General features: G+C 68.7%; 12 protein-coding genes and 1 pseudogene. 11 read left to right on the top strand and 2 right to left on the bottom strand.

Annotated features, from left to right (window positions below; all coding sequences use genetic code 11):
* From PMI14_RS32720 to PMI14_RS32700, 5 genes and pseudogenes are all read left to right on the top strand, one after another.
* Window positions 1-492 (top strand): annotated as a pseudogene (locus PMI14_RS32720) (hypothetical protein); the annotation flags it as partial.
* 365 nt (window positions 493-857) lie between these two features.
* Entirely contained in the window at window positions 858-1,310 is a 453-nt protein-coding gene (locus PMI14_RS32715; RefSeq protein WP_007862004.1) for an Hsp20/alpha crystallin family protein, read from the top strand.
* Between the two features lie 39 nt (window positions 1,311-1,349).
* Window positions 1,350-1,772 carry an Hsp20/alpha crystallin family protein gene (locus PMI14_RS32710; protein WP_007862003.1) on the top strand — a complete coding sequence of 141 codons (423 nt, stop codon included), beginning with the start codon at window positions 1,350-1,352 and terminating at the stop codon, window positions 1,770-1,772.
* A gap of 51 nt (window positions 1,773-1,823) precedes the next feature.
* Complete coding sequence (locus tag PMI14_RS34565) at window positions 1,824-2,342, top strand: Hsp20/alpha crystallin family protein (protein WP_157405928.1); 519 nt, start codon at window positions 1,824-1,826, stop codon at window positions 2,340-2,342.
* A 163-nt stretch (window positions 2,343-2,505) separates the two neighbouring features.
* Window positions 2,506-2,742, top strand: coding sequence for a hypothetical protein (locus PMI14_RS32700; RefSeq protein ID WP_007862000.1), 237 nt, complete (start codon window positions 2,506-2,508; stop codon window positions 2,740-2,742).
* A 66-nt stretch (window positions 2,743-2,808) separates the two neighbouring features.
* Here PMI14_RS32700 and PMI14_RS32695 read toward each other — a convergent pair whose 3' ends face one another.
* Window positions 2,809-3,849 (bottom strand): GlxA family transcriptional regulator, encoded by a 1,041-nt coding sequence (locus PMI14_RS32695; protein WP_007861999.1) that lies wholly within the window; start codon window positions 3,847-3,849, stop codon window positions 2,809-2,811.
* Between the two features lie 216 nt (window positions 3,850-4,065).
* On the opposite strand from PMI14_RS32695, the gene PMI14_RS32690 reads away from it, so the two are divergent.
* Entirely contained in the window at window positions 4,066-5,181 is a 1,116-nt protein-coding gene (locus PMI14_RS32690) for an S-(hydroxymethyl)glutathione dehydrogenase/class III alcohol dehydrogenase (RefSeq protein ID WP_035206466.1), read from the top strand.
* Between the two features lie 13 nt (window positions 5,182-5,194).
* A complete protein-coding gene (gene fghA, locus PMI14_RS32685; RefSeq protein ID WP_007861994.1) occupies window positions 5,195-6,058 on the top strand; it encodes an S-formylglutathione hydrolase in 864 nt (287 codons plus the stop codon).
* 15 nt (window positions 6,059-6,073) lie between these two features.
* Here the strand turns inward: fghA and pcp are convergent, their stop codons facing one another.
* Complete coding sequence (gene pcp / locus PMI14_RS32680; RefSeq protein WP_007861992.1) at window positions 6,074-6,727, bottom strand: pyroglutamyl-peptidase I; 654 nt, start codon at window positions 6,725-6,727, stop codon at window positions 6,074-6,076.
* Between the two features lie 112 nt (window positions 6,728-6,839).
* Between pcp and PMI14_RS32675 the strand changes: the two genes are divergently transcribed.
* From PMI14_RS32675 to PMI14_RS32660, 4 genes are all read left to right on the top strand, one after another.
* A complete protein-coding gene (locus PMI14_RS32675; protein ID WP_007861991.1) occupies window positions 6,840-7,781 on the top strand; it encodes a LysR family transcriptional regulator in 942 nt (313 codons plus the stop codon).
* A gap of 233 nt (window positions 7,782-8,014) precedes the next feature.
* Window positions 8,015-9,793: a phosphoethanolamine transferase gene (locus PMI14_RS32670; RefSeq protein WP_007861990.1), complete on the top strand. Its 1,779-nt coding sequence runs from the start codon at window positions 8,015-8,017 to the stop codon at window positions 9,791-9,793.
* Between the two features lie 142 nt (window positions 9,794-9,935).
* A complete protein-coding gene (locus tag PMI14_RS32665) occupies window positions 9,936-10,226 on the top strand; it encodes a putative quinol monooxygenase (RefSeq protein ID WP_007861989.1) in 291 nt (96 codons plus the stop codon).
* 14 nt (window positions 10,227-10,240) lie between these two features.
* On the top strand, window positions 10,241-11,415 hold a 1,175-nt coding region (locus tag PMI14_RS32660), incomplete at its 3' end, for a major royal jelly family protein (RefSeq protein WP_238541949.1).

Here is an 11,415-nt window from a genome sequence, read left to right as displayed (position 1 = left end):
AGCGGCACGGTGGGCAGCAGCAGCGACGTGCGCTCGGTGCAGGTCACCTGCACCGGCCTGCCCCAGGCCGCGCCCGAGGGCGCCTGGGCTTCCGAGTATTGCTCCTCGGGCTTCGACGTCAGCACGCGCGAGTATTTGAACATTGTGCGTGAAGGAGATTTCCGTGCCATCGCTACCCAGGGCTCGGTAACCAGGTGGGGCCTGTTCTGCAGCCCCGGCAGCGAGGCGCTGACCGGCCGGCCAGCGGTACGCGTCGAGTTCGACCGGCAGGAAACCCGCGGCTCCCTCACCGCCTTCTGGGGCACGCAGACCAGCAGCGCGGGCACCAAACGCGTGGTGTGGGCGCGCAAGGGTCCCTACCTGTGCCTGCTCCCGCGCAAGACGTTCGACCAGCCCGACCCCGTCAAGGACTACCCCACCATCGCTAGCGTGGAGCAGGACACGGACGAGTCCATCCAGGCGAAGGTTTGCTATTTGAAGTCGCCCAGCTGAGGCGCCTGGGACAAGGCAGGCCCGGGGCCAGGCCGGAGTGCGCTGGCCGGCTGCCGGCCGTTGCACCCTGCCCGGCAGGTGCCTGCCCGCAGACGCTGTGGCTCCACCTGCGCTGTCCACAGAGCTGCTTGCGCTTCGGGCCTCGCGCACGTAGATGGCGGGCGGAGGGGGCCGTGGCGCACCTGTTGCGCTTGCGCATTTTTGTAGCCCGCCCGCAGGCTGCGCCGCCTGTGAATGCAGGATTTCAGACCTGCAAAAAACCCTCTTGAAACTCTTTTGGCCGGCTCTATTTTTCCTTCCGAGCCGGCCAGGACGGTGTCCGTCCTGCCGGTGTGTTCATCAACCCACCCCTTGGAGGACCCACCATGTATGCATCGCTGTTGAATCATCCAGGCAGCCTGTTCGGTCATTTCGAGCGGCTGCGCCGTGAACTCGACGACGTGTTCGGCGCTGCCAGCCTGCCGAGCGCCATCCGATCCGTTGCCTCGGGCACCTTGCCGGCCCTGAACGTGGGGCGCACGCCGTCGAGCGTGGAGGTGTATGCCTTCGTGCCCGGCCTCGATCCGTCGAAGATCGACGTGGACCTGGACCGGGGCATCTTGCGCATCTCGGGCGAGCGGGCCAGCAGCATTCCGCAGAACGACTCCAGCGTGCAGGTCTATGCGCGCGAGCGGCGCAACGGCGCGTTCTCGCGCACCGTTTCGCTGCCGGACGACATCGACCCCGAAAAGGTGAGCGCTAGCTACCGGGACGGCGTGCTGCAGGTGAGCATCGCCCGCAAGGAAGCACCCCAGCCCACGCGCATTGCCATCCACTGAAGGCCGACGGAACCCACAGACCATCGAGGAGAACCCATCATGACGCAGCAACAGCAACAACAAGTCGCCACCACCACCGGCGCTGCCGCCGCCAACACCCGTGGCAACAGCGCGGTGGAGCAGGATCTGCAGCATTCGGTGCTGCCGGCCGTGGACGTGTTCGAGAACCCGCATGGCATCACCTTGCTGGCCGACATGCCCGGCGTGCCGCGTGAGCACCTGGACATCAAGGTGGAGGGCGAATCGCTCTTGATCGAGGGCACGGTGCAGACCCGCATGCCGGAGGGCCTGGAGGCGGTGCATGCCGAGGTGCGCGTACCGCGCTACCGCCGTAGCTTCGTGCTCAGCCGCGAGCTGGACACCGCCGGCATCCAGGCACAGCTCAAGGATGGCGTGCTGTCACTGCACATTCCGAAGAAGGCCCATGCGCAGGCGCGCAAGATTCCCGTGGCGATCCACTGAGCTGCGGGGGGCACACAACACCACCATTGCCGGAGAATGAAAATGAACCCTATGGCAGCAAAACCTAAGCAGGGTGTGGGCTCCCTGTGGAGCGAAATGTCCAGCGGCTGGCGTGGCCTGTTAGCCCGGGCCCGGCAGGCCTGGGACCAGCACAAGCCGCCGCTGCGGGCGCCAGTTGGCCGAGCAGCCGATGATGAAGCCGGCCCGTTGCGCAACCCAGTGCCACGGCTCAAGGGCTGGGCTTTCATGTCCGCCGCGGTGCTGGAGGATGAGCGCGCAGTGATCGTGCGGATCGATGCGCCGGGCATGCGGCGCGAGGATTTCAGCATCGAGGTGCACGAGCGCGCGCTGAAGGTGCGGGGCGTGCGGCGGTCGCAGTTTCACCAGGCCCGCGCAGGCGCGTGGCAGGTGTCGCAGTGGGCTTACGGCTCGTTCTGCCGCTACCTGGCACTGCCTGCGCGCGTGCAGGCCGCGCAGGGCGTGGCCGTGTACCGCGACGGGGTGTTGCGCATCGAGATACCGAAAGCCGAGCGCGATGCCGTGAGGCACATTCCGGTGCAGTCAGCCTGACCGCGGCCAGGGCCCTGTGGGAGCAGCAGCGGGACCAGTAGGCCCGCAGGCTCCCAAGGCGTTGCGCGGCGGGCCGTCTCACTCAACGCGCCGACATGGTTCTTGAAATCACCATGGCAGCCCTTATTTCCACGGGCATCAAAAAAATTCTGGAGCACATGCCATGCCTATCGAGTTCCTTCGTGCAATTGCCGATGCCGAGTTGCCGCTCGCTGTGTCGGACGAGGGCCAGATCGACAAGCTCAGGGTGTTGGCGGCTGCGGGGATGGTCACGGCATCGTTGCCGCCAGCGGGCACTGGCGGGCCGGCCCAGGTGCTGACCGTGACCGGCCTGGGCCGCGCCACGCTCAAGGTGCGCGAGCTGCGCCGGCAGGAGCCCCTGCTGATGCACTCCACCTGAGCCCCAGGGGGCACGGCCCGGGCCGTGCCCTACCCTTGTTTCAGTCCCGCTCAGGACTGCTGCGATTCAGCGGCGCCCCGGCCCGCCAAACCGCTCCCGATACGCCTGCGGCGTGATCCCCAGATGCCGCACAAACAGCTGCCGCAGCGCCTGCTCCGACCCCATGCCCACGCGCGCGGCCACGGTTTTCAGCGGCAAAGCGGCCTGCGGCTGGGATGTTGACTCCAGCAACCGCCGCGCCCCTTCCAGCCGCGCGGCATCGACAAACGCCGATGGAGTTTGCCCCGTCTCCTGCACGAACACCCGGCGAAAGTGCCGCTCGCTCATGGCAGCGCGCGCGGCCAGCGCGGCCAGGGGCATGGGTTCGGCCAGGTGGTCGAGGACCCAGGTCTGCACGGCCTGGATGTCGCGGTGGGCGGTGCCCTGGCTGGCCAGTTGCACGCTGAACTGGGATTGGCCGCCTGGGCGCTTGAGGTACATGACCAGGTCGCGCGCCACCTCCAGTGCGAGGGCGTGGCCAAAATCTTCTTCCACCAGGGCCAGGGCGAGGTCGATGCCGGCGGTGACGCCGGCCGATGTCCACAGCGGGCCGTCGCGCACGTAGATGGCGTCGGGGTCCACGTCGATGGCGGGGTAGCGCTGGCGCAGCAGGGCGGCCACGCTCCAGTGGGTGGCGGCGCGCCGGCCGTCGAGCAAGCCGGCGGCTGCCAGGAAGAAGCTGCCCGAGCACAGGGCGATCATGCGGTCCACGCGGGGGGCGACGCGGGCGGCCCAGGCCACCAGGTCGGGCGAGGCGGCCAGTACCTGCTCGATGTTGCGCGAGCCGACCAGCACCACGGTGCAGCCTGTGCCGCCCTCTTGTTGCTCCAGCTCGGCAAGGGTGTGGGTGGCCGTGAGGGCCATCAGGGTGTCGGACTGCACGGCCCCCGCCTGGGCCGCGACCACGCGCACGGCGTAGCCGTCGGGCCGGCCGTGCTGGCGCAGGTGCACGTTGGCGTAGTCGAACACGGACATGGGGCCCACGGCCTCCAGCGCCTTGAAGCCGGGGTAGACGACGAGGTCGATGCGGTGGGGCTGGCCGGCGGGGTGGTGATGGTGCTGATCCATGGGGTCGGGGATGCGGGAAACGGCGCCCGACTATACGGGAGGCCATGTCCGCCAAGGCCATGAACGATGGAATTCGGCCATACCCCCAAGGTCTGCGGCCATGGGTTTCTGTATGCGCGGTACATGGCCTACAGTCATGCAGTCCACCCGTGCCCGGAGGTCGCAGAACCTCTGGTCCCCTCCCCCTTACCAACCAATCACCCCAACACCATGACCATCAAATCCAAAGCCGCCGTGGCCTTCAAGGCCGGAGAACCCCTGCAGATCGTCGAGATCGACGTGGCGCCGCCCAAGAAGGGCGAGGTGCTGATCCGCATCACCGACACGGGCGTGTGCCACACGGATGCCTTCACCCTGAGCGGTGACGACCCCGAGGGCCTGTTCCCCGTGGTGCTGGGCCATGAGGGCGCGGGCATTGTGGTGGAGGTGGGCGAAGGCGTGACCAGCGTGAAGCCGGGCGACCATGTGATTCCGCTGTACACCGCAGAGTGCGGCGAGTGCCTGTTCTGCAAGAGTGGCAAGACCAACCTGTGCGTAGCGGTGCGCGCCACGCAGGGCAAGGGCGTGATGCCCGATGGCACGACGCGCTTCAGCTACAACGGCCAGCCGATCTACCACTACATGGGCTGCTCGACCTTCAGCGAGTACACCGTGGTGGCCGAGGTGTCGCTGGCCAAGATCAACCCGAAGGCCAACCCCGAGCAGGTGTGCCTGCTGGGCTGCGGCGTGACCACGGGCCTGGGGGCGGTGAAGAACACGGCCAAGGTGCAGGAGGGCGACACGGTGGCCGTGTTCGGCCTGGGCGGCATTGGCCTGGCCGTGATCCAGGGCGCCAAGCTGGCCAAGGCGGGGCGCATCATTGCCATCGATACCAACCCGAGCAAGTTCGACCTGGCCAAGACCTTTGGCGCCACGGACTGCATCAACCCCAAGGATTTTGACAAGCCGATCCAGCAGGTGATTGTGGAGATGACGACCTGGGGCGTGGACCATTCGTTCGAGTGCATCGGCAACGTGAACGTGATGCGTGCGGCGCTGGAATGCGCGCACCGCGGCTGGGGCCAGTCGGTGATCATCGGTGTGGCGGGTGCGGGGCAGGAAATCTCGACCCGCCCCTTCCAGCTGGTCACGGGCCGCAAGTGGCTGGGCACGGCCTTTGGCGGCGTGAAGGGCCGCAGCGAGCTGCCCGGCATGGTGGAAGACGCCATGGCCGGCAAGATCCAGCTGGAGCCGTTTGTGACGCACACCATGGGCCTCAAGGACATCAACGAAGCCTTCGATTTGATGCACGAGGGTAAGTCGATCCGCTCGGTTGTGAAATACGCCGCTTGAGGCTCTGCTGAACATGTCTTCCACGTCGTTTGAACTGCTCAGCGAGCACGCCTGCTTTGGCGGCGTGCAGCGCTTTTACCAGCACGCATCTGCCGAAATCGGCCTGCCGATGAAGTTCTCGGTCTACCTGCCGCCAGCGGCGCAGCAGGGGCCCGTGCCGGCCCTGCTGTACCTGGCGGGGCTGACCTGCACCGAAGAGACCTTCACGGTCAAGGCCGGGGCCCAGCGCCTGGCGGCCGAGCTGGGCCTGGCGCTGATCGCGCCCGACACCAGCCCGCGCGGCGCCAATGTGCCGGGCGAGGCCGACAGCTGGGACTTTGGCGTGGGCGCGGGCTTTTACCTCGACGCCACGGCCGAGCCCTGGGCGCGCCACTGGCGCATGGAAAGCTATGTGATGAAGGAGCTGCTGCCGCAGGTGGCGGCGCAGCTGCCCGTGGATGGCGAGCGCCTGGGCATCTTCGGCCACTCGATGGGTGGGCATGGCGCGCTGACGCTGGCGCTGCGCCATCCGGGGCGGTTCAAGAGTGTGTCGGCGTTTGCGCCCATTTGCGCGCCCACGCAGTGCCCCTGGGGCGAGAAGGCTTTCACGGGCTACCTGGGCGCGGACCGCACGGCCTGGATCGAGCACGATGCCACGGTGCTCATGCAGCACCAGCCGGTGGCGCCCTACCCTGCGGGCATTCTGATCGACCAGGGGCTGGCCGACAAGTTCCTGCCCACGCAGTTGAACCCGCGCCTGTTCGAAGAGGCCTGCCAGGCCATTGGCCAGCCGCTCACGCTGCGCCAGCACGCGGGCTATGACCACGGGTACTACTTCATCCAGAGCTTCATGGCGGACCACCTGGCGCACCACGCCGGGCTGCTGGCAGCGGGCTGAAGGCTGGGCGCGCGGTCAGTGCACCGCGCCGCCGCCGGCCTTGATGTCGTGCGCCACCGCGAGCGAGGTGGCGGCCATGGTGCGCACCGCCTGTGTCACCGTTTCGCGGGCCAGGCTGGGCGCGCCGGGGTGGTGCGTGGCCATGCTGGGCAGGTAGGGCACATGGATGAAACCGCCACGCAGGGCCGGCCTGCGCGTGGCGATGTGGTGCGCCAGCGCGTAGAAGATGGCATTGCAGTTGTAGGTGCCGGCCGTTTGCGATACCGATGCGGGAATGCCCTGCTCGCGCAGCGCCGCCACCAGCGCCTTGATGGGCAGGGTGGAGAAATACGCGGCCGGGCCGCCGGGCACCACGGGCTCGTCCACCGGCTGGCGGCCCGCGTTGTCGGGGATGCGCGCGTCCACGATGTTGATGGCCACGCGCTCCACGGTGATGTCGGCGCGCCCGCCGGCCTGGCCCAGGCAGAGCACCAGCACCGGGTCGAGCTCTTCGATGGCGGCGATCAGCACGGGGCCCACCTCGGCAATCACGCAGGGCAGCTGGCGTGCCACCAGGCGGTAGTCGCCGCCGATGCACTCGCCATCGAGCACGCGCACGGCCTCCCAGGAGGGGTTGATGGTTTCGCCATCGAAGGGTTCGATGCCGGTGATGAGGATGTTGCGGGTCATGGGGTGGCCATCCTAGGCCGGAGCGCGCCGGCAGGGAAATGGATTTCCGGCATGCGTCGTATCCACGGCGTGAATGGAGGGTGCTGCATTGCACTTGGGTTAGATTGAGGCCATGAACCTCGCCGCGATGGACCTGAACCTGCTGCTCACGTTCGAGGCGCTGTACGAGACCGGCAGCGTGACCCTGGCCGGCCAGCGCCTGAACCGGGCCCAGCCCTCGGTGAGCAATGCGCTGGGCCGGCTGCGCCACGCGTTCCAGGACGAGCTGTTCGTGCGCACGGCCGACGGCATGGTGCCCACCGAGCGCGCGCAGGCGCTGATCCCCGGCATTGCGCTGGCGCTGGAGCAATTGCGCCGCGCGCTGGCGCAGGGCCTCGACTTCGACCCGCTGGCCGCGCAGGGCCGGCGCTTCACGCTGGCGACCAGCGACTATGCCGACATGGTGCTGGTGCCGCACATCGTGGCCCTGCTGCGGCGCGAGGCACCCGGTGTGGCGCTGCGCGTGGCACGGCTGAACCGCGAGACGGTGTACGAGCAGCTCGACCAGTCGGGCATCGACCTGGCGATTGGCGGCCTGCTCGATCCGCCCAAGCGCATGCTGCAGCAGCGGCTGTACGAGGAGCGCTTTGTCTGCATCGGCGACCGCGAGCGGCTGGGCCCGCCGCACGAGGCCCTGGACCTGGAGACCTACCTGGGCCAGCCGCATGCGCTGTTCGTGCCCAGCGACAACGGGTCGAGCCGCGGCGTAATCGACGTGCACCTGGCGCGCCTGGGGCGCGAGCGGCAGGTGCTGGCCACCTTTGCGCACATCGCGGCGCTGCCCTTTGCCGTGCGCGGCACCGACCTGCTGGCCACCATGGCCGAGCGGGTGGCGCGCCTCATGGCGCCCGAGGGCACGGCCATTCGGGCCCTGCCGCCGGAGCTGCAGGACACGGCCTTCGGCATCGACATGGTCTATGGCCGCCGCTCGGAAAACGACCCCGCGGCGCGCTGGCTGCGCGCCCTGGTGGTGCGGGCGGCGGTGCAGGTGGATGACGACGCGCCAGGGGACTGACCGCACGGGGCCAAGCAAGCGCTAAGGGGACGCTAAGGGGACGCTAAGACGGCGTTAATGTGCACTTAAGTCTGGGGCGGGAGACTGCCGCCCATGCACCAGATCCTCGTCCGGCCCCGCCCTTTTTCCGTCTCCTCCAGCCCCCACGCCGCGGGGGCAGCAGTGCAGCAGCAGAACCAGCGACGGTCTGGCGGTAATGCGCCCGTAAGTCCCAGGCCCGGAGACTGCCCTCCATGCGCCTGACCTTCCTGCAGCTGTCGCGGCCCCTGCTGTCGCCCTCGTCTTCCGCCCCGCATGCCACCCGCCCGCTCCCCTCGGCACCGCCGCGGGCGCTGCACCCGGCCTGGGCGGTGCTGCTGGTGAGCCTGTGGCTGGCCACGGTGTGCAATGTGCCGCTGTGGCGCGAGGTGGCGGCGCTGCCCGGCCAGGGCAGCCTGCGCGGCTGGGGCTTTGCGCTGGCCTTCGGCGCCATCGTCACGGCGGGCAATGCGGGGCTGCTGGCCCTGCTGGCCTGGCGCTGGACGCTCAAGCCCGCGGCCGCGCTGCTGGTGCTGATGGCGGCGTTTGGCGCCTACTTCATGCTGGCCTATGGCATTGCCATCGACGCCAGCATGCTGACCAACGTAGTGCAGACCGATGTACACGAGGCCGGCGACCTGCTGAGCCTGCGCACGCTGCTCACCGTGGCTGCGCTGGCCGGACCGCCGCTGGTTTGGCTGGCCCGCACGCCCCTGCGCCGCCTTGCGCCGCTGCGCCAGGTGGCGCACAACGGCTTGCTGGTGCTGGGTTCCATCGTGGTCATCGTGGCCAGCGTGCTGCTGGTGTTCCAGGATTTCTCGTCCACCATGCGCAACCACACCAAGCTGCGCTATTTGATCAACCCGCTCAACAGCGTGTACGCACTGGGCAATGTGGCCACCAAGCCCCTGCGCATGGACAACCACACGCTGATCCCCGTGGGCCGTGACGCCCACCTGGGCGCCAGCTATGCGGGCCAGGCCAAGCCACCGCTCTTGGTGCTGGTGCTGGGCGAGACGGGGCGCAGCGGCAGCTTCGGCATCAACGGCTATGCACGCGACACCACGCCGCTGCTGTCGGCCCGCGGCAAGGAGCTGGTGAGCGCGGGCAATGCCTGGTCGTGCGGCACGAGCACGGCGGCATCGGTGCCGTGCATGTTCTCGCACCTGGGCAAGAGCGGCTACGAGGGCCGATCGGCCAACTTCGAGAGCCTGGTCGACGTGCTGCACCACGCCGGCCTGGCCGTGCTGTGGCTGGACAACCAGTCGGGCTGCAAGGGCGTGTGCGACCGGCTGGGCGACACCAACACCGCCAACCTCAAGGACCCCGAGCTGTGCGCCCACAAGGGCGAGTGCCTGGACCGCATCATGCTCAACGACCTGGACGCGCGCATCGCCTCGCTGCCAGCCGAGCAGCGCCAGCGCGGCACGGTGGTGGTGATGCACCAGCTGGGCAGCCATGGGCCGGCGTACTTCAAGCGCTCGGCGCCCGATGCCAAGAAGTTTGTGCCCGAATGCGCATCCACCGCGCTGCAGGAATGCGACCGCCAGCAGGTGGTGAACGCGTACGACAACAGCGTGGTGGAGACGGACCGCTTTCTCGACGGCGTGCTGCAGTGGCTGGGCCGGCAGGACGCCACGGCCCAGACGGCCATGGTGTACGTGGCCGACCATGGCGAGTCGCTGGGCGAGAACAACATCTACCTGCATGGCCTGCCCTATTCCATCGCGCCCGATGTGCAAAAGCACGTGCCCTGGATCACCTGGCTCTCGCCCGCGATGCAGGCGCGCATCGGCGCCAGCACGGCCTGCTTGCAGCGCGACCTGCGCGAGCGGCGCATCACGCACGACCACTATTTTCATTCGGTGCTGGGGCTGATGGATGTGCAGACGGGGGCTTACCAGCCGGAGCAGGACATGTTCACGCCGTGCCGGGATGCGGGGGCTGCGCAGGCGAAGGCTGATGCGCCGGTGGCGGCGCAGCGCAAGTCCTGAACGGAGCGGCAACGCACGAGCGCGCGGAGCGCTCGGATTCTTTCCCTGGCGTGCACAGTCTGTGCACTGCAGACCGGTTTTTCAAATCGGCATGGCGACCTATCTTCGGTGATCCCATTCACCAGCAAGAAAGTTGTCTCCCATGCCGGATCTCATCATCGTTGCGCACGTCAAGGCCAAGCCCGGCCATGAAGCGGCGCTGGTTGCCGCCCAGGTCGACCTGGTCGGCGTTGTCCGCAGCCTGCCGGGCTGCATTGCCTACGAACTGCACGAAGCCGAGGGCACGCCCGGCGAAGTGGTCTTCTACGAGCGCTGGCGCGACCGCGCGGCGTGGGAGGCACACATGGCCGGGCCGCACATGGATGCGTTTCGCGCCAACGCGGGGCCGATGATCGGCGTGTTCGAGCTGTTCCAGATGCGGCAGGTGGCGTGATGGTGGTGCATGTGCTGAACACCCCCCTGCTGCGCGCCGCGGCAGTCGCCCTGGCTGCCGTGCTGGCCGCCACGTCCACGGCCCATGCGGGCGATGCCCCGGCGCTCGAGCGCTGGCGCTCGTACACCGGCGTGAGCTGGGACCCCAAGGCCCCTGCGGCAGGCCGGTTTGCGAACTCGGTCAATGCACCGATTGCCGGGCTGCATTTCGACGCACGGGGCCGCGCCTTCGTGAGCACGCCGCGACTGGTGTCGGCCGATGCGCCGGCCACGCTGAGCATTCTGGACACCCGCGCCCAAAGCGGCCCGGCGCGGCTCACGGCCTTTCCGTCGCAAGCCGCCAATGCGGTCGGCGGCCCCGGGGGCGCGGTGTTGCGCAATGTGCTGGGCTTTTACGTGGACCGGCACAACCAGTGGTTGTGGGCGCTGGACATGGGCTTTGTCGCGGGCGAGAAGGTGGCGCCCGAGGGCGCACAGAAACTGGTGGTGCTGGACCTGCGCACGGGCCGTACCGTCAAGGCCATTGCGCTCGATGGCGTGGCCGACCGCACGGGCAGCTTTCTGAACGACGTGGCGGTGGACGAGCGCCGCAAGGTGGCGTACATCGCCGACAGCGGCATGCGCAGCGCGCCCGACAACCAGGTCGGCCTGATCGTGGTGGACTTTGCCAGCGGCCAGGCGCGCCGCGTGCTCGACAAGCATGCCAGCCTGCAGATCGAGCCGGGGGTGAAGGTCGTCTCGCACGGCGAGGAGGTCTGGCCCGGCAACCCGCTGCTGCTGGGCATCAACGGCGTGGCACTGTCGCCCGATGCGCAGACGCTGTACTGGACGGTGACCACGGGCACGCGCCTGCGCGCCGTGCCCACGGCCCTGCTGCGCGATTCGGGCGCCAGCGATGCCGAGCGTGCCGCCGCCATCCGCGACCTGGGCGCGGTGGGCGGCAACACCGATGGCATCGTGGCCGATGCGGCCGGCCGCGTGTACATCACCGACGTGACGCGCAACGGCATCGTGCGCTACGACCCTGCCACCCAGGCCCTGGCCCTGCTGGCCGCCGATGAAGGTGTGCAGTGGCCCGACACGCCGGCCATCGGCCCCGGGGGCGCGCTGTACTTCACGTCGAGCCGGTTGAACCACCACTTTGCGGGCGCGGTGAAGGCGGGGGAAGAGCGCTACGAGCTGTGGCGGGG

Origin of the sequence: Acidovorax sp. CF316 (assembly GCF_000276605.1) — a bacterium.
GTDB lineage: Bacteria > Pseudomonadota > Gammaproteobacteria > Burkholderiales > Burkholderiaceae_C > Acidovorax.
This window is presented reverse-complemented; position numbering and strand designations above follow the sequence as displayed.